At 64.7% G+C, this 18,843-nt stretch carries 14 protein-coding genes; 11 read left to right on the forward strand and 3 right to left on the reverse strand.

Annotation, left to right across the window (positions count from 1 at the left end; translation table 11 throughout):
• The first annotated feature begins 110 nt into the window (after nucleotides 1-110).
• The 8 genes from QRN56_RS01460 (at nucleotide 111) to QRN56_RS01495 (ending at nucleotide 7,502) form a co-directional block, all read left to right on the forward strand.
• Nucleotides 111-377: a hypothetical protein gene (locus QRN56_RS01460; protein ID WP_285100689.1), complete on the forward strand. Its 267-nt coding sequence runs from the start codon at nucleotides 111-113 to the stop codon at nucleotides 375-377.
• Complete coding sequence (locus QRN56_RS01465; protein ID WP_285100690.1) at nucleotides 374-1,492, forward strand: HAD family hydrolase; 1,119 nt, start codon at nucleotides 374-376, stop codon at nucleotides 1,490-1,492. The genes QRN56_RS01460 and QRN56_RS01465 overlap by 4 nt, the downstream gene beginning before the upstream one ends.
• Nucleotides 1,493-1,690: 198 nt before the next feature.
• Complete coding sequence (locus QRN56_RS01470) at nucleotides 1,691-3,031, forward strand: carboxyvinyltransferase (protein WP_285100691.1); 1,341 nt, start codon at nucleotides 1,691-1,693, stop codon at nucleotides 3,029-3,031.
• Entirely contained in the window at nucleotides 3,028-4,233 is a 1,206-nt protein-coding gene (locus tag QRN56_RS01475) for a metallophosphoesterase family protein (protein WP_285100692.1), read from the forward strand. The genes QRN56_RS01470 and QRN56_RS01475 overlap by 4 nt, the downstream gene beginning before the upstream one ends.
• Nucleotides 4,230-4,766: a dCTP deaminase gene (gene dcd, locus QRN56_RS01480; protein ID WP_285100693.1), complete on the forward strand. Its 537-nt coding sequence runs from the start codon at nucleotides 4,230-4,232 to the stop codon at nucleotides 4,764-4,766. The genes QRN56_RS01475 and dcd overlap by 4 nt, the downstream gene beginning before the upstream one ends.
• Nucleotides 4,763-5,299, forward strand: coding sequence for a dCTP deaminase (locus QRN56_RS01485; protein ID WP_285100694.1), 537 nt, complete (start codon nucleotides 4,763-4,765; stop codon nucleotides 5,297-5,299). Before dcd ends, QRN56_RS01485 begins: the two co-directional genes overlap by 4 nt.
• Nucleotides 5,296-6,381, forward strand: a complete 1,086-nt coding sequence (locus tag QRN56_RS01490; protein ID WP_285100695.1) for a glycosyltransferase family 4 protein — start codon at nucleotides 5,296-5,298, stop codon at nucleotides 6,379-6,381. The genes QRN56_RS01485 and QRN56_RS01490 overlap by 4 nt, the downstream gene beginning before the upstream one ends.
• A 77-nt stretch (nucleotides 6,382-6,458) precedes the next feature.
• Nucleotides 6,459-7,502 (forward strand): serine hydrolase domain-containing protein, encoded by a 1,044-nt coding sequence (locus QRN56_RS01495; protein ID WP_285100696.1) that lies wholly within the window; start codon nucleotides 6,459-6,461, stop codon nucleotides 7,500-7,502.
• Nucleotides 7,503-8,036: 534 nt separating this feature from the next.
• Here the strand turns inward: QRN56_RS01495 and QRN56_RS01500 are convergent.
• Nucleotides 8,037-11,732, reverse strand: coding sequence for a YobI family P-loop NTPase (locus QRN56_RS01500; protein WP_285100697.1), 3,696 nt, complete (start codon nucleotides 11,730-11,732; stop codon nucleotides 8,037-8,039).
• Between the two features lie 559 nt (nucleotides 11,733-12,291).
• On the opposite strand from QRN56_RS01500, the gene QRN56_RS01505 reads away from it, so the two are divergent.
• Both QRN56_RS01505 and QRN56_RS01510 read left to right on the forward strand, forming a co-directional pair.
• The gene (locus QRN56_RS01505) at nucleotides 12,292-13,161 is read left to right on the forward strand and encodes a hypothetical protein (protein ID WP_285100698.1); all 870 of its coding nucleotides are present in this window, start codon (nucleotides 12,292-12,294) and stop codon (nucleotides 13,159-13,161) included.
• 242 nt (nucleotides 13,162-13,403) lie between these two features.
• The gene (locus tag QRN56_RS01510) at nucleotides 13,404-14,903 is read left to right on the forward strand and encodes a toll/interleukin-1 receptor domain-containing protein (RefSeq protein WP_285100699.1); all 1,500 of its coding nucleotides are present in this window, start codon (nucleotides 13,404-13,406) and stop codon (nucleotides 14,901-14,903) included.
• A 45-nt stretch (nucleotides 14,904-14,948) separates the two neighbouring features.
• Here QRN56_RS01510 and QRN56_RS01515 read toward each other — a convergent pair whose 3' ends face one another.
• Both QRN56_RS01515 and QRN56_RS01520 read right to left on the reverse strand, forming a co-directional pair.
• Nucleotides 14,949-15,953: a DUF6615 family protein gene (locus QRN56_RS01515; protein WP_285100700.1), complete on the reverse strand. Its 1,005-nt coding sequence runs from the start codon at nucleotides 15,951-15,953 to the stop codon at nucleotides 14,949-14,951.
• Nucleotides 15,954-16,222: 269 nt separating this feature from the next.
• The gene (locus tag QRN56_RS01520) at nucleotides 16,223-17,632 is read right to left on the reverse strand and encodes an AlbA family DNA-binding domain-containing protein (protein ID WP_285100701.1); all 1,410 of its coding nucleotides are present in this window, start codon (nucleotides 17,630-17,632) and stop codon (nucleotides 16,223-16,225) included.
• Between the two features lie 261 nt (nucleotides 17,633-17,893).
• Between QRN56_RS01520 and QRN56_RS01525 the strand changes: the two genes are divergently transcribed.
• Nucleotides 17,894-18,709, forward strand: a complete 816-nt coding sequence (locus tag QRN56_RS01525) for a bZIP transcription factor (RefSeq protein ID WP_285100702.1) — start codon at nucleotides 17,894-17,896, stop codon at nucleotides 18,707-18,709.
• The last annotated feature ends 134 nt before the right edge of the window (nucleotides 18,710-18,843 follow it).

Genomic DNA, 18,843 nt, shown 5'->3' on the forward strand with positions numbered 1-18,843 from the left:
CGGCCCGGCATACTTCGGAGAGTCCCGTGAACCACAGAGCAGCAGCGACGCGGCGCCTTGAAGCGCCCACTCCACCGCGGAGCACGACACGCCGTCAGACGCGACGGCTCATGGGCATCAACGACGGTCTGGCGGCGGCGTCGCGATTCCTCGATCTCGTCGGAGCCGACCGCATCGAACTGGTGACTGTGACCGCCAACCGGGTCAGCCTCCTGCCGGCCGACCTGAAGGAGGGTGAGCAGATCGCCCACACGCTCGGGCTGACCGTGCCGTTGGATCATCGAATATTCGTGCCCGGAAACACGGTATGGACCGGAGAGCGCGATGACCTGGAGGTGCAGGTCCGGTCGGTTCTGCGCCAGGTGGTGACCCGATGAACGCCATAACGGTCACGGATACTCGCACGCTCGTAGCACTCGACGTCGACGGGACCTTGGTGGACGACGGGCGGGTCCCGCCTGGAACGGTCGACGCCTTGGACCTGGCCCGTGCCGCCGGTCACCACATCGTGCTCGCCACAGGGCGGTCCCTGGTCGGCCTCTTGCCGGTCGCTACCCGTCTGGGACTGGTCGACGGCTGGGGCGTCTGTTCGAACGGCGCGGTGACCGTGAGGTTGGACCGGTCGGCGCCTTCGGGGTACGACGTCGTTGAGGGCCGGACCTTCGACCCGGCAGAGGTCATCCAGCGTGCTCTGGACCTTGCCCCCGGAGTACGGATCGCGGCCGAGGAGGTCGGGTGGGGCTGGAAGACGAGCCGGCCGTTCGAGCCGGGAGAGCTCAACGGGCAGCAGAAACTCGTCACACTGGATGACCTGACCGCACGACCTGCCACCCGGATCGTTCTCGCCGCGCTGGGGATCCGGCGGTACACCGACGCTCTGCACGCGACCGGGGTCACGGTGACCCCCATGGGACCGGACTGGGCCGATATCGCGGGTCGCGGCGTGAACAAGGCGGTTGCGCTGGATGGCATCCGCCAGCACCTGCGCATCCCTCCTGAGCGGACGGTCGCTGTTGGCGACGGCGTGAACGATCTGCCGATGCTGGCCTGGGCCGGACGTTCCGTGGCGATGGGTCACGCGCCGGCGATCGTACGCAGCGCCGCCGACGAGACCACCGGCACGATCACGGATGGCGGAGTCCTGCCGGTGCTGGCATCCCTCGTCCCTGCCGTGGACAGTTCCCTGTCTCCGTTGGCTGCGCAGATCGCCACAGCTGAGGCCAGCGCCCCAGGGTCGGTTGCGCTGCGGGTGTGGCACGGCGCCGGAACGGACCTGTCTCGGTGCGAGGCCTGGGCTCTTAAGGACGGGCGGTGGACCCGGCATGCGCCGATCCCGTCCGGCGTCGGCGCCACCATGCGCGCGATCGAGACCGCCGCACTGGAGGCCGGGCTGCCCTACCCCCGTGGGGACGAGGGCCGCCGCCGAGCGCAGTGGCGAAGCGTGACCGGAGATGGACCAGCCGGGTTCGAACTTCCCCTGAGTGACGTGTAGCGAGCCCGCGCTTTTCGAACTTGCGACCGTCCTTGTCCCGGACTGGTCGTGAGCCGCCCCCAGACGGCGGATTCCAGGCTGAGGCTCCCGGCCCCGGGAGCCTCAGCCGCCCTCAAGCGAGCACTCCGCACAGCAGAAGTGGCGGCGCACGTGAGCCGTCGTGGCGGCGCTGCGAAGTTCCGACCAAAGGAGAGACGCATGAGCCAGACCGCGGACATGACTGCACACACCCCGTGGCCCAACAGCCGAGACGGCGCGGCGACACCCACGGTCGTCGTTCGCCCAGGCGCTCGCCTGTCGGGCGCGGTCCGGGTAGACGGCTCGAAGAACGCGGCACTGCCTCTGCTCGCCTGCGCTGCGGTCACGGTACGACCGGTGGAGGTGTCAAACATCCCATCCAGCGCGGATGTCGGCGTGATGCTCACGCTTCTGGAACTTGCTGGCTTCGGAGTCGACCGCGCGCCGGACGATCGGCAGTCCGTGACTGTGCGTCCGCCTTCCGGACGCCGCACTGGCGATCTGGAGCCTGCTGGAGCTATCCGGGCGTCGTACTACCTGGTTCCCGCGCTCCTGGCGGCACACGGCAGCGCTGATCTGCCCTGGCCTGGTGGCTGCCGGATCGGAGATCGCGGGATGGATCTGCATTTCGACGTCTACGCCGCATTCGGCGATGCGATCGCCCTCGACAGCACCGGGTACCACGTGACAGCACAGGAGACTCCGGCCCAGGTGACGATAAGCCTCCCGTTCCGTTCCCGGGGCGCAAGCGTCGTGGCTGTGCTCCGAGCCGTCGTCGGGCGGGTGCGAATGGACCTGGGTAATCCGAACCTGTCTCCGGAGTTCACCGGCATTCTCGACGCTCTGCGCTCCGTCGGCTGGCGCATCGATCTGCACCCGTCCCGTCTCCGGATGGAGCCGCCGCACGACGCCGACGATGGGCCGGTGTCGTGGCGGGTCCCCGGGGACAAGATCGAGGCCGGGACCCTGGCCTGCGCGATCGCAGCCACGGGCGGCACCGGACGCATCGAGGGAGTCGCCGGCCGTGACGTCGCGTACGTCGCCCGGCTGCTCGACGCCGTCGGAGTTCGCGTCCTCGTTCAGGACGATGCACTCGTCGTCCTGGACGACGGCATCCCGACCGGACAAGGCCTACGTGCCATCTCGTCTCTGGACCCGGGGGGCCTCGACGCCGACTTCGAACCGGCGCTGATGGCCTTGGCACTGCGATTGCCTGGCACGCACGAGTTCGCCGACACGATCAACCCCGGACGCCACGGCAACCTGCTGGCGCAACTCGCGCGCCTTGGCGCGGACATCGAGGCACTGACCGCGACCACGGCCCGCTTGACCGGACCACAGCATCTTGCCGGAGGGACAGCAGAAGCCACGGACATCCGGACCGGTTCGGCCCTGTTGATCGCGGCGTTGACTGCCCACGACGAGACGACCGTCATTGGGCTCACGCAGCTTCGACGTGGCTACGCCGATCTGCCTGGCAAGCTTCGTGCGCTCGGCGCGGACCTCCGGGAGCGACCGTGACCGAACGCGTACTGGAGCGGATCGTGGCGACGACCGACGTGCACTCCCAGCTCGGGCAGATCGGTCCGTTGCTCGCTGGGCTGCACGAGGCGCGGCGAGACGGCCTGGTCGTGGACTGCGGCGACTTCTTCGAGGGAACCGGCTACTACCGCCTCGGCCGGGCCCGGATCGAGACGGAGATACTGGCGTCGATCTATGACGTCGTCGCACCCGGGAATCATGGGTGGCGCCATCATCTGGAGCCCGGTCTGCGCGAGCTGACCGTGTGCGCCAACGTGGTCGACCTGTCGACCGGTGAGGCGCCGTTCCGCCGCTTACACCAGACGACCGTTGGTGGACGGCGCGTGGCTGTCACTGCCGTGATCGGTGAGCAGGCGTTCGCAGCGATCCCGGTGGGCGAGCGTTCTGGGCACCGTGTCATCGCTCCTGCTTCCGCGCTCACTGGCCTGTGGGCCGAGCATTGTCACGACGTTGACGCGTGGGTGCTGCTGTCGCACTCCGGCTTCGAGCACGACCTTCGGCTTGCTGAGGCGTGCCCGTTCCTCGACGTCGTCTTCGCGGGCCACTGCCACAGCCAGCGTCATGGGCCCGGACGGATCGGTTCAACCGTGGTCGTCAAGGGTGCGGAACTCGCGGCCGGCTTCTCGACAGCCGCACCAACGAGGGAGGGCTGGCATGCGAGCACCGCCAGATTCGGGCCCGTCGACACGCTTCCGGCGCTGCTGGAGCCGTTTGGCGATCGGATCGCGCTCCTTCGCGACCAGTTGGCGACACCGATCGGCCTGCTCGAACCCTCCTGGAGAGACCGCGCCCTCGACCGCCGGGCCGTGCTCGAACAGGTCGCCAAGTGTCTTCAAGCGCGCGCCACGTCGTCCGTGGTGATCCTCAATGAGTCCTCTCTGCGGGAGCCCTATCTCGGGAAGATGCTGACCGCCGACAACTTGCTTGCCATCGAGCCGTTCGGCAACAGCATCGTGCAGGCCCAAGCGTCGCCCGAGATGGATCTCTCCGACTTGCTCGCGGAGTTCGAGGAGCGGGCCGGTCCTTTGGTCCTAAACGGCCGCCAGGTTTCCGCGCCTGTGAACAGCGTCGTGACCACCAGCTACCTCGCCGAAACGCTCTCCGTTGCCGAGCCACCCGCGACACTGCTCGACCTCAGTCAGGCCGTCCGTCACGTCCTCTGCTCGGAGGTACTGCCATGATCCTCACCGGTCCCGAAATCACCGCATCCGTCCGTGACGGACGCCTACGGATCAGACCGTTCGAGCCCGCGCAGGTCAATCCGAACAGCTACAACGTGCGCCTCGGCCCGACTCTCATGACGTACGTGGACCCGGTCATAGACGCGCACCGCCCCAACCCGACGTCCACCATCGAGATCGGACCCAAGGGGTACGTCCTGCAACCGCACCAGCTCTACCTCGGGCACACGCTGGAGGAGGTCGGGTCGGATGTGTTCGTGCCGCTACTCTTCGGCCGGTCCTCGGTCGGGCGGCTCGGACTGTTCGTTGAGATCACCGCTCCGATCGGCGACATCGGGTTCCACGGCCAGTGGACGCTCATGCTCGCCCCCACGCGACCGCTGCGCGTCTACGCCGGGATGAAGATCGGGCAGATCATGTTCTTCGTCGCCTCCGGGCCGCTCGAACTGTATGCAGGCAAGTACCAGGCAGCGCGGGGACCGCAGGCCTCGCGCTACTGGCACGACATTCCCCGACCCGCGGCGGCCTCATGATCCTGACCGGCCCCGCCATCGCCGCGGCCATCGCGGCCGGGGACATCGTCATCGACCCCTTCGACCCGGAACGGCTGTCGGAGAACGCGTACGACTGGCGTCTTGGTCCGACGCTTCGGGTCTGCGCGACGGATCTGGATGCCGCCGTGCCAACGCCCTTCACCGAGGTCACCATCCCCGAGACGGGCTACGTCCTGGAGCCGGGGATCCTGTACCTCGGCGTCACCCTGGAGCACACGGCCTCCGACCGGTACGCACAGATGCTCAACGGCGACCGCATCACCGGCAACCTCGGCATCTGGGTCCACGTCTCAGCACCACTGGGCCACGTCGGGCACGCCATCCGCTGGACGCTGGAGATCCGCGTCGTCCGACCCGTGCGCATCTATCCCGGCATGACGTTCGGCAAACTCATCTTCCTACGCACCTACGGACCGGCCGTCAGCTACCAGCAGCTCGGCCGCAAGTACACCTCGACCGACGGCATCGACATCTCCCGGCTCCACGAAGAGTTCCAGGAGGACACCCCATGACCGCTCGTGTGGCGACCTTCCTCGACCTACCAGTCGGAAGCCCCGGCGGCAGCGTGGAGCTGTTCCGCGACCTGTATTCCGGTACCGAACCACTCATCCCCGCACGAGCATTCATGCTCGACCCAGGCCACAACGGGCTCGCGGCCCTGCCGGGTATGGACCTGCTCGCCGTCGAGGGCAAGTGCCTCGACGGGCCCGGCTTCACGCGGTACGTCACCGCGCTGCACCACGCCCTGGCTGACGTACTCAACCCCGAGGACGTCGATGTCGTCCACCTGCAACACCTCGCCTTCGGCGCTACTCCGGCTCTCCTACGAACTCTCCCAGACCACCCTGCGATTGCGCTGGTACACGGGACTGACCTGCTGTTCGCCGAAGCTCATGCGGACCAACTGCGAGTCCTGCACGACACCGTCCACCGCGCGAACGTGATCGTCGTACCCACCTCGGCCATGGCGGATCGACTTCGCACGCTCGCCCCAGATGTAGACCGGCCCGTGAAGATCCCCTGGGGCATCCCGGACCACCTCCTCGCCGAACCGCCTCTATGGTGGCCATCCCCGAAGAACAAGCTCAGACTGCTGTACGCGGGCAGGCTCACCTCCGAGAAGGGCAGCGACCGCCTCGCCCAAGCGCTTGGCGCGGCCAACGGCTTCACGGTCAGCATCGCCGCGCCACCCCACGAGTTCCGCGATCTCCAGCCAGCCCTGCGGCACGCCGGGCTCGATGTCAACTACCTCGGGTGGCTTCCCAGGCGTGAACTGTGGAAGGCATTCGCGGAGCACGACGCCCTGCTCATGCCCTCCACCACCCTGGAAGCCATGGGTCTGGTCGCCCTCGAAGCACAAGCCTGTGGACTGCCGGTGCTCTACCAACCCGTACCGGGGCTCGACGAGGCCCTCGGCGTGTCGGCGCTGCCCACGGACTTCACCGACCCGGATCGCGTCGCGAGGAATCTACGTCACCTCGTCACACCTAGCGTGGCCGACGAACTCCGCGAATCCGCCCGCGCCAACGCCGCTCGATTCCCCTTGTCCGTCACCGTTTCCGCGCTGACCGCTCTTGGCGACAGCCTCGCCTGACCAGACACATCCATCCCTTACCGCCCCGGTCACCCCTACGCTGGCCAGGACGGCTCATCCAAGAAGCAGAGGAACCGATGCCCTCCACCACCGAACAGCTTCGTGACCTGGTGACCACTGGAGTACACGACCGTGTCTACCCGGGCGCGGTATGGGCCGTAGGCGACGCAACCGGCATCACCGACCGCGGCGCAACGGGCCTCCTGGACCCGGCTCGACCCGATGAGCCCATGGAACCGGACACGATCTTCGACGTCGCAAGCCTCACCAAGATCCTCGCCGTCTGGACCACCATCGGAACTCTCTGGCAGGACGACCACCTGGACCTCGACGAGCCTCTGGGGCAGTTCTGGCCCGACGTCGCCGGACACCCGCTCGGACGCGTTACCAGCCACCAGCTCCTGACCCACACCGCCGGACTGCCCTTACGCGCCCAGCTCAAGAACCTCTACGGCACCGACCATGACGCCATCCGAACCGGCGTCCTGCACGAAGCCCTGCACCGCGAGCCCGGCCAAGCCGTGGAGTACACCGACCGCGCCGCCCTCATCCTCGGCTACCTCGCCGAGTACCTCAGCGGCGAACGGCTCGACCATCTCGCCACCGACCGGGTCTGGGGCCCGCTCGGCATGCAAGAGACCCGCTACGGACCTCTCACGGCTGAACTGGTCGCACGGTGCGCCCCGACCGAGCTCGACGACGAGACTGACACCCACCTCAAGGGCACCGTCCACGACTTCTCCGCCCGCCTGCTCGGCGGTGTGAGCGGCATCGCCGGGGCGTTCTCCACGCTCGACGACCTCGCCCTGCTACTTCGCTACATGCTGGACCCTGCCGCCGCCGCGACCCCTGCCGGCTTCGGTCCAGAATGGACACGCGAGTCACTGAACGTCCACACGGGCGGCCTCGAACCTGCGCGGGGCCTGTTCTGGCACCCGGCGCCCGGCACCGATCCCGCCGACCAATCCTGGACGCACTACGGCTTCACCGGCACAGCCCTGTGGCTCAATCCGAAGCAGAGCCGCTGGGCGGTACTGCTCAGCAACAAGCTCTACTACACCCGCAGTCGCGAGCCTCTCGCGCAGGTCCGCGACCGGTTTCGCGAGATCGTCTTCGGCTGACTGGATAGGGCTCTGGACCGCATCCGGCACACTCTGAGACTCCCCCGGTCTGTCTGGGCGCGCCGGGCATGTTCGCCGGCTTCACGGTGTAAACCGCGGAAGTTGCCCTGACCTACACCGACGCCTCATGGAGATGCGCTCGTGGGCGTCCCACGGGCATTCGAGGTGCGTGTGCTGAATCATGGGCACAGAGTCCCATGCAGGCCCCGCGCCTGCCAGAGCTCCGGGATACCCGAAGTCACGGCGCCGCTCCGCACCTGACACGTCACAGTTGCCCCGTGTGCGCCAACGGGAACGGCCGGAACTGCTACATCGATACGCGCCGCGCCACTCGGCACCACAAGCAAGGTGACACCTATCGGTGCAGCACTCTCCCATGCAGGCAATCTTCGGTGACGTTCCCTGGTGGTAGGACACTCAGGCCCAGATGATCATGGCCGGTCGGCGCGATCCAGACTTCAGTCACTCGACCAAGCCTCAAGCCTTGAACTGAGTGATGTCGCCCCGGCACAGCGCCGGGCACTCCGGCTCGGGTTAGCCTGGCGATGCGTGATGGCGATGGACGCGGAAGTGTTTGCCGTCCGATGTCTCGGGGAAGCTAGTAACAATTCCAGCTTCTTGGAGGCGTGTGAGGATCGTTTTGTGGTCGTTGTCTGCGGGCACCAGAGGCTTCGAGGTGCCGTAGTCGCTGATCTCCGCGTACACGTCGCCAATCTGATGGACCAAGAGACGCACAGCCGCGGGTTCCAGACTAGATCGAGCGACGAGCGCGACTAGTGTCTGGGGTCCGGCAGCCCCATTGATCAGCACCGCGAGCTGCTCCTCTGTGAGCTCCAGGTTCTGGTCCTCGCAGTATTCTGCGATGGCCCGAAGTCCTTGCGGGTCGGCGCCCGTCGTGTACTGGCCGAGGCGGTCGACGATCGTTTGCTTGACTGGCCGGGGCACACGACGGCTGTCCATCACGGCGGCGACCGCCGCTGGTGGGAGCAACGTCGGTGACATGTAGTGCACGAATTCTGTCGAGCGCGCGATCGCTGCTTCGAGCGTTTCGGGATCCGCGATCACGTCCGGAGTGAAGCTTGTCTTATCGTCAGGGATGATCCCGGCGCCGATGAGGAGCCCGGTCAGCTCTCCCGGTTCTGGGGCAATGTCGGAACGTGCCAGTGGAGTGTCCAGATCGATCTCGCTGGCAACCCTGACTCGATCGGCTGGGTCGGAGATCGCCTCGGAGGCTTCGAGGAGCTTGATAGCGACCGTCCTCGCTTGGCGTTGCGTCCCGGGCACGGTGATCGGGCGAATGATGACCAAGGTCCCAAGGGCGGCATCAACACCCCGCTTTTGTATGTACGCGTGAAGATTCTCGATCGACGGCACGAGCTTGAGATGCTGAGCGAGCGCGTTCCACGCGCTCTCGTCGACATCAGCGATCTGTTTCGTCTGGCAAAAGAGGTCCGCACGAGCGACGAACATGTCGATCAGATCGGGATGAGCGCCCATCACGTCGTTGACGATCTCGTCGAACGCCTCTGGCTCGATTACCGTGGGTCCCGTCCGGTCGAGCGCCATATAGTCATCGAGCCTCTCGAGCGTGTACGCGTAGATCGGCTCGCTGGCCTTCTTGAGGAGGTCCATCGCCGGCTCCTGAACGCCGGTGAGGTAAGTCAGGTTCTCAGCGGTGACCATGTAGGCGTTGGCAGCGCGAACGATGGCGAGGGAGCCCTCGCTCAGCGGCCGAACGTCCCGCAACTTGGCCCCAGTGGTAACGACGAGCTGTGCGGCGTGGGTACCGGATCTCCCTGCCGCCGTCAGGGTCGGAAAAGACGCGTAGTACTCCTCGACGTAGACGCGCACCGACTCGTCGAGCTGATAGTCCACGCGCGAGTCCCAGGATGCCAGAGCCGCATCTACCAACGCATGCCGCGACCCATCGGTCACGGGAGCGTGTTCGACAAGGAACGGGAAGATCGCGTCCCACTTGGGCGTCAGGATCTTCACGAGTCCGGGGGCGTACTTTCCTTGGCGAAGGTAGTCGTTGATGAATGGGATCGATGCTGCGACAAACCTGACGAGTTCTTCAGCAATCACGCTGGCCGCGAGTCGTTCACCCTTGAGGAGGTGATCAACGATAGAGATGTTGTGCATGCTCGGGTCTCGTATCGCTTCAGGGCGTTCGCGGAGGATAGCGTCAACCTCATCGCCAGACAGTTCATATGTAAGGTCGGGCATTCCCTTGTCCACCTGGCGCAGTACGTAGTTCATCGCGTTCACGTTGATGTGATCACCGTAGAACGGTGAGATATACAGGCTGAAATACTCGTCCAGATAGTCTCGTTCGATGAGCTCCCGTGCAAGCGGTGACTTGACCAGTACCTTTGCTCGTTCGGCGAAAGTGACGGGCGCATCGAGCTTTGTTGCAGGCGTGACCTCCGGTGATCGATAGAGTTCCGCCCAGCCCGCATGCCTGATCGTTGCGATGTCCGTCGTAAGTTTGAGAAGTTCGAGCTCCAACTGTGGCCGCTCCTCCTCGTCCCAGCGCGCCGTATCGAAGGGCTCACGGATTAGATGTCCAAGCTGAGCAGCATTGAGCTCGATATGACCACTCGCGGTATCGATGAGAAGATTGGTGCCATTCTTGACGAGATCTCTCCAGAATGTGACATCAATAGATGTCGGATCCGTCAGCCACCGGCCATCTATGTAGACCCGGGCCTGCCCATTCGAAGACAGCCCTCTCGCGAGCTCAAAGAGTTTCTCCGCCATGCGCTCAGTCCTGTACTCAAGCGAGTCAAGGCCATCGAGGGCTCGGCGATACGTGGCCGCCTTAGCAACTCGAATTTCCGCTATTGCGGCAATGTGTTGCCGACCGAACTCGTACAGGGTGTCGAGTTCGCTGGTACCGAGACGGATTTTCTCGAAGTCTGCGAGGTGCACGTTCTTGTAGACCACGATGGCGAATAGGTGGTTGTCATCCAGTTCCGGTACCGGGTGTCTTCCCTTGATGAGCTGGCGGTGGAACACCCTAAACTCGTTCCAGATGTTTGTGACCAGGCGCATGTCGGCGATGTGTCGAGCAACAAGGCTGATGAGCTCGGGGCTGATTTTGTACTGTGATTCGTTGAGAGTCTTGCTCATCAGGTCTCTGGCGTTCTGGCGGCTGATGAACGGGACGACGGGGATGACCAGGTCGAAGAACTTGGTCCGGTTCGCGCGCTCCACGCTTTCACGGGCGAGGTCGAACGATGTCGCTGTTTTGGTGTCGCTTTCGCGTTGGTCGACAGCCTTCGGCTCGGTTTCTTTGGTTGCTCCGGCCGTGGCCTGGTCTGCGGCGGCGAGGTCTTCTCCGAGCTGCTCGAAGACGGAGTCGCGCATGGCGTAGATGAAGCGGATGGGGAGTTTATCGAGTTGCTGCGCTCGGTTGAGCAGGGTGTTCAGCGAACGCAGCGTCTCGAATATCTCGGTGTTCTCAAACCTGTCGATGTCCTCGAAAACGACCAGGGTGCGACCGGTTTCGTCGAAGAAATAGACGATTTCGTCGAGGTACTCATCGAAGTAGCTCGCCGAGCGGGGGGATAGCGAGATGTTTGCACTCGAGGGGCCGGCCGAAATTCCGTCGATCACGAGTTTGCCGCGCGTCAGACGCAGGAGGAAATAGGTGCCCGTTCCGACCACAACGAATGTGAAAACGAAGACGGCGAGTGCTGCCAGAGCACTGCTGTCGACTACACGACTGATCTGCCCGCCCAGTACCAGCAGAGCGGCGACGAGTAGCCCGATGATGGTCGCCGGCAGCACGCCATCGACCTTGCGTCCGCGCGTGGTCCGCCGGAATCGAGATTTCGGCATTTCTTGAGGTCGTGCCTGGTAGAGAATCTGCTTGACGATCTCCTTCTGGATTTGGTTCGTCGGCGTGGTGGCGGCCGGGTTTGCGTACTCGGCGGTTGAGGTCTTGTCCGGTGCGCCCAGGCTCGACAGAGAGATGCTTACGACGTTGTCGCCATTCTTCTCAAGGTCTCGGACGAGCTGTTGCAGGATGCTGCTCTTTCCGGTGCCGTATGCCCCGGTGAGCGCGATGTTGTGCGCTTCATCGCGCGTGATCGCGTCCTTGAGCAGGTCCAGATACAGACCGTGGTCGCCTACTTCGTATCGTGGGGTGAGCGAGGTCAGCACCACCTCTGGACCGGACGCATCGCTCGAGGGCACCGCGGTCTCGGCACTCGTGCTGTCACCCATACGCCGAGGCTAGACGTGTCACCGGTCAGTTGCCCCAAGGATGAGGGGCTATTTCCACCTTTCACCCAGTGGTGTGCGCACACCACGCCTTAGCTGTATGCGGCGTGGAGGAGCGACCGACCACGCCAGCGAGAGGCCACTGGGTCTCCTCCGGTCACCGTCGACGGGTGGGCTCTCTCGTAGGGTCGGTCGCATTACTGCTGATGTGGACTTCTGCCAGGTCGTGCCATCTACCCGGACCATGCCCAGGCCAACGCCGTGGCTGAGTTGCTAGTTGCTCGGCGGCTGGCGACGAGCGTGCACTTCGCAGGGCCCGGTCACGACCAGGTTCTGGTGGGACGGTGCGGTGTCCGACGCGCAGCCCCCAAATCGGAAGGCCCATCACCACCCTGCTCCAGGCCGACCAGGTGCCGATCACCGCTCCGCAGACGACATCGACCGCGGCACGGCGCTACGAGCGTGGGAGACGGTGCCGACCACATGCCAGCTCAGAGGGCTGGCTGCCGAACTCTGTAGAAATGCCGGGCGTGGTGGTGCCTTGGGGACGAGGATAGTCATCATGGACGAAACCGCAGTCGACGGCTGGTCGCCAGCAGACCACCCCTACGGAATCGCCGTATCGGAGGCACAGTGGGCACTGGGTGACGTCGAGTTGTGCGTCAGGCGCATCCATGCTGGCGGTGAAGTGGTCAGCGGGTTCGACTCTCGGCAGATCGACGCGAGGCATCTGTGTCTCGCGCTGGCACAGTTGCTGACGGCGGAGACGTTGGAGCAGGAAGCCCTGGCCGATCTAGGCATGGACCCGGAAGTCAGACAGGCACTGGGACAGGCACGCAAGCGATTCGAACTGGCGCTGCCGAATATCGCGCTAATCCGAAACGGGCTGGTCCACTTCGAGAGCTGGTCGCGTGGCCGGGGCCACGGGCCGCAGAGACAGCGGGTCAATGCTGGTGACGAACCGCGCGATGTGGCTCGCGCCTTCTGGGGTTTCGGCTACGACGCCACGACCGACACTGTCTCCATGGGGCCCTACCAAGTCAACGTCACCACCGCCGGGCAGGCTGCTGCCGAATTGGCCAGTTCGATCTATATGGCCGCGCGCGCTGTCGACGCGAAGAGGACCGCCGACGATCGTGAGGCCGCCTCGCAAGTCCTCACCAACGCCGAAGTCTGGGGTCCGATCCAAGTCTCCGTAGGGTTCGACGGACGAGTGTGGCTCTCACTCGACTGCGCGACCGTCGCGGAGGAGTCCGAACGCCACATGGTGGCTAGGAGAGCAATCTCCGCACTCGCTGGCGCAGGGTTCGGTATCACGCCGCTCGGGCACTTTCAGGCTGACGATCCAGCTCTCCAACTCGCTGCTGGACAGGCGCTCCGCATCGAACCACGCGCCGCACGGCAAGCGCTCGCGACCGAGCCGCAGGACTGAAGGGCAACAGCGCCACTGTGGAGAACCTGCTTGATCCGATCTCCGACCCCTAGGATGCGAATCCGTCGTCGATCGATTTCGTTGCGTATTCAACCGGCGGCTCGTCGAGCAGGCATGCCGCACCTCATCACGACGGCACCTGGCTCACATCCATGCAGCGGTCCCGGGTGAACTTAAGCGGGTTGCCTCGAACGAGCGCTTCGACGCTGCCCGCGCCCAGGACCAGTGGTTATCTTGAGCCCATGATCGACGCGGTTGGCAAGCACGTCTTCGTCTCCTACGTGCACGAGGACGGTGACGAGGTCGACCAGTTGTGTGCAGTCTTGGAGGCAGCGCAGATTCCGTACTGGCGCGATCGCAAGTCTCTCGGCCCCGGCGATGCGTGGAAGGCAGAGATTCGCCGGGCAATCCGCAGCGGATCGCTCGTGTTCCTTGGATGCTTCTCGGACAACCAACGCCGGAAAGATGCCTCGCATATGAACGAGGAACTGACCCTCGCCATCGAGGAGTACCGCAAGAGACCTCCCGGTCGGACCTGGCTCATACCAGTCCGGTTCGATTCAGGCGAAGTCCCCGAGTGGGACCTCGGTGCGGGACGAACCCTGAGCGACCTGAACTACGTGGACCTGTTCGGGACCGGCTACCCGGCCCAAGCCGCTGCGTTGGTGACGACGATTCACGGCGTCATGGGTGACAAGCAGCTCAGCCCAGCAGCAGCCCTGGAAGCGGTCGAGCAGGCAACAGATGTGGATCGGGCCGACCTATTGAAGAGGCTCACCAAGGAGATGCTTCTCGATTCCAGGAGACGGATCGAGCTGGATGACCTGGTGTCTCAGGAGGTCCAGCGCGTTCTCAAGGCGATCAACGATCCGGACCGGGTGGCCGGGCCACTTGCCGGTGACGGGAAAGACCAGATTGTGAGCGTAGCCACCGCGGCCAGAGAGCTATGGGGCTTGACCAAGCCCTTCTGTTCGTCACTCCAGGTCGCTGCACGGTGGGGAGAACCCGAAGCGCTGGCGCCGTGGGCCAGTGGTCTCCGGTCGTTCGTTCAGTCCTCCATCAAGACACAGGCCGGCCTACAGGCGCTGCTCGACCTTCGGCACCTGCCCGGCGTGGCTTCTCTGATGACCGCTGGCATGGGATGCGTGTCGAGTCAGAAGTGGGGGAACCTCAAGACGCTCATGGTCGACCCAATGGTCAGGGGCGGCTACGAAAACAAGCCGGAGGCTCTGCTGGAGGCGACTGATCCATACGCCCCGTTCGGCCAGCCAGAGCTGGCTGTGCATGCACTCGCCCGGGCCAGCATCGAAGGGAAGCCGCTCGCGGACGCGCTGACGGACTTTACTGAAAGGCGCGTGGGCAAATACCACACGCCCGTCGCGGAGTGGCTTCACAAGGAACTGCGGCCCGTGTTCTCGGACCAGTTGCCGGACGACGAAGAGTTCACGGCGATGTTCGACCGTACTGAGGCTGTTCTCGGGGTACTGGCCCAGGACGCCGTCAACGTCCGCATCACTGCCCGAGGCGGTGGCTGGGGTCAGTCACGCTGGTTCGGGCGGTCGACCTGGCGCGCGTGGCGCACTGGCAACGCGGTCGAGGACCTACAACAGGAACTCGCGGCCGAGGGCACGATGTGGGGTCCGTTGCGCGGCGGGCTCTTCGGAGGCGATGCCGACCGTGCCAAGGCAGCACTGGACAAGTACGCCGAAGTCTTCGGGACGATCGCCAAACAACGGTTTTAGCGCCAGCACGATGGATCGCCGCATGCCAGCCGGCTCATGGGCCCGCTACCGGTCGCGAACGCTGCGCCCGCCTAGTCGCTGCGACACAACGGCGGCGGGCTCAAAACCCAACTGGTAGGCGTCCGCCCGCAGTCGCCACTCGCGCAGGGCATCCTCAGGGTCGCTCACCCAAGCCGGCTCCCGGATAGAGTACCCGGCAAGGACTTCCTCGTTGATCCTCTCGACGGGAGACCGAACAACGCTCCGGCCGGGATTGGAAACCAGCCACGCATAGATCGCCTGCTCGGCAAACAACCGCACGAGGTTTCCCGGTGCGTCCGTCAAGGGAGACGACCAGAGCGCTTCCATCTCTCTCGGGACCCTCCACCGGTCGGTGGGCGACTGCCCTTGAGGCGCGATCCAGCGGAGGCGATCGTTCCCATCGGGACATCCGGCCAGGCACGCCCACGGATGCGCGACCCACCACATCCTGTCGAGCTCCACCAACCTGTTAGTTCCGTTCTCAAGAAGCTCGCGCGCCGCATAAGCGGATACCGCAGTAAACCCGTCCGCGCCCTGCGTAAGCGCGTCAACACACCCGGCGCCACTGTAGCTGGACCCAGGATAGAGCGGGTTGTAGAGGACGTAGACGGGGACGACGCCGGCCGCGTTGGCGGCCATGATCAGCTTGTCGACCTGCCGGTGCTGGCCCGCGCCGGTGTAGCCGATGTCGTAGCCCGCGTAGGAGGCGCGTGGCTTGAGCTTTTTTGCTTGCACGTAGAACGAGAACCACCCATGGGTGCCGCCGACGCACCAGATCCAGTCAGCCCCACGGACGCCCTCGTCGGCCTGGGTCAGCATCTTGATGTCCAGGCGGCTCCTAAGTCTCTGATGCAGGTCGAGCAGTACCGTCTCGGTGATTGTCGTTTCTTGTTGGCGGATCCCCGCGTCCTCGCCTTGCGCTATCCGTGCACCGAGAGTGGATGCCTCGTCGGTCAGGGCTCGCCGAAGCGCCTCTCGCTCGTGCGGGCCTGGAACCGCAGGGACCGCGCTCGGGGACGAGGAGGGCATGGCGGACATTCTTCACGACCAAGAGGCATCGCGCAGCGCGGGCGGCGCAGACAGCGGTTCGTCCACAGATCCGATCGGCGAACTTGGCGATTGCATCGCCGCCCCCTGGGACCTCGCTACCTGCGCTCGTAGCTCGCCGCGGCTTCAGGTTGTGGTCAAGCGTCGCCTGGGCAATCCCGCGTTGAAGCGCCTGCGGCGGGCCATCGCCTCGTCACATGGAGTTGTCGCTCGCACGTATGCGAAGCACTACCTCGTACGAGGCCCCGGTCCTAGCGATGGCCGCTACGCCGCTCAAGCAAGGGGATGCCGCACTCGTTTGCCCAAGCCTCCACCTCGCGCAGCCAAGCCTGCCGCAATTGAAGTGAATCAATCTGCCCAGCGGCGGTCAGCAATGTCGAGTCACTCATGCCGTCCTCAGCGAGCATGTCGACTGTGAGGCGACGAACGGTCATCACCAGTTCCTGGGCGCTCTCAGCGATCGCATCGAGCGGCGCGGTTACCTGGACAGACTCCCCGTCAACACGACGAGCGTGTGCAAGCTCACTCTCATCGGGTGTCCTGGACACGTCGATCAGAAGTGGAATTCCAGCCCGGATCGCTTGGCCCGTCCGCGTACTGTCCGGCGTGGAGACTGAGACATCCAACGAGTCATCCTCCCAGGCAGGGAGGAGTTGGGCGACGAAGATACCGTCCCCGGCAGCGCCGGCACGTACTGCGTGTTTGACCAGTAGGTCCACGAGCCGCAGGATGGCGAACTCCAGCTCGGGCTGTTCGACGTTCGTCCACTGGAGCGTGCGAGCGCGCTTCAGGGATCCGACAGCGGCCGCGGCGAATCCACTGCCGTCAAGCCAGAGTTCGTGGTGCTGATAATGCGAGACCGGGGACGATGGGTCCGACGTGACTACGATCCGCTTGCGGCGGACCCTTGCATCTAAGCTCCGGTGCTGGGCTGGTTCTAGTGGCATCTCGCCCTGCCAGCGGTACACAAGGTCAAGGGCGGCGTCTGGTTCGGCGGCTGAGAGGGGCAGTTCACCCGGCAGACTCGGGATGAACGCGACAGCAACCCATGCGTTGCCCGCCCTGGCCAGAGCTGGTCGTGCCAACTCGATGATTTCCTGAGCGCGGTCCTGGTCCGAGCGAGCCATTTCGAGTCTATTCCTGTATCGGTCGGCTACCTCAGACTCCGATAGGTAGACCGTCATCGTGGAACGCCGGACCGGGTAACTGAGCTGGGGCTGGTTCACGACCGCATGCGGTGAGTTCGGGCTCCGCGGAATCGCGACAATGCCGATACCTGTCCCGGGCGAGTCAGGGTTCGGCACCCACCGCACGTGAACCTGTGGAAGCTTCGGCGCTATGCGGCTAGCAGTGATCGATTGGACTCGCTCCTCGAAGTCGTCAAGCTGGTTGACTGGCGACAAGCCGGCCGCGACGTCACGGCCATCGTCGTTGACTCCGTAGATGAGGACCCCGCCAGTTGCATTGGCGAACGCGGCACAGTCCTTCGCGAACTCCTTGGTGTTGTCCCACCATTGGCTCTTAAATTCCAGGTCGGCCGCCTCAGGAGTCTGCAGGCTGATGGCCCGTTGGACTGCCTGCCAGACTTCGTCGCCGGTTGCGTCAAACAACCCAGTGGTCAAAGCGAGGGCCTGTTCGACGCGGAGGAACCGGGCTGCCATAGCAGCAAGGTAGTCCTGTACTGAACGCGTGTCGACGAGATAGTGGCACCCGGCCTGGACCACGCCGGATCGCTCGAAGCACAGTAGGAGGGGCTCAACTCGACATCACTGCATCGAGCGGAACCTCACCCTCCGCACAACCAGGCTCCGGCACTGCATCGGGTGAGCGGCGGATGAAGTCCGCGCTACGGGAGTGGGCGTTCAGGAAACTTCCAGTTCAATGTTGACCACCGGGCGCCCGACTTTTCCGATCGGAGCCTGATGTCCGGAACGACCCCAGCCGAACCAAAAGATCCGCCCAAGGACCCATCCAAGCCCGCTCGTCAACCGCGCTCCACACGCCGTCGCAGACCGGGCAACCCCACCGTCAAAGCCGCCGTCATCACGGGCCTCGCGTCGATCGTCGTCGGGGCGATCGGAGGATGGTCCGCCATCGCAGCAAGCAAGGTGCCCGTACCTACGCCCGACGGCCTAGTCACGATCAACGTGATTCAGGAGCAGTCTCAAGGGCTCGAGACGAAGGTCGACGAGCTCACCGAAACCAATAGTGAGCTTGTTGAGGAGATCGAGAGCCTTCGCGAGCCGACGCCCAGTCCCACTCCCACCACGAGCACTGGGCCTACCGAAACTACGGAGGTTCCGTCTGAGCTCATCTATCAGGATCGCGAGTTCACGATCGTCGGCTCTGAGCAGTCGGGACGTACCGCCGTCGTCGACTTCGACATGAAGGGAAACTTCGCCCTCCAGGACGACGAGTGGGACGACATCCAGGACGCAGACGGACCGGCCTCGGATTCCGCAGATATGGCGATCGAGGACTACGACTACCTGGTCTTCGCAAGGACGATCGGGCACAGCAGCCACGACGTGGCTCCGGCACCCGACGACCCGGCCGCCTGCCTCGCCGATGCCAGGTCGGGCGAGGACGACGAACTCTACGTTTCCGACGAGCTCCAGGTCAACGACGTGATCTGCACGCAGACCACTGCGGGCGCTGTGGCCAGACTCGTGGTGACCGACGTAAACAGCGAGGACTATCCCTACAGCGTTCAGCTGTCCGTCACCCTCTGGGCATGACAAGCCTGACGACTCGGCGCGGTCACCTCTTGTGGGCGCGCCGAGCTCGTCGAGCGGGCATATAGCGGCCCGGCCAGAGCCGGGCTGACGGGAAACTGGATCCCTATGAGCACGTTTCAGTTGGTCGTCGAGGG

Origin of the sequence: Promicromonospora sp. MEB111 (assembly GCF_030209445.1) — a bacterium.
GTDB lineage: Bacteria > Actinomycetota > Actinomycetes > Actinomycetales > Cellulomonadaceae > Promicromonospora.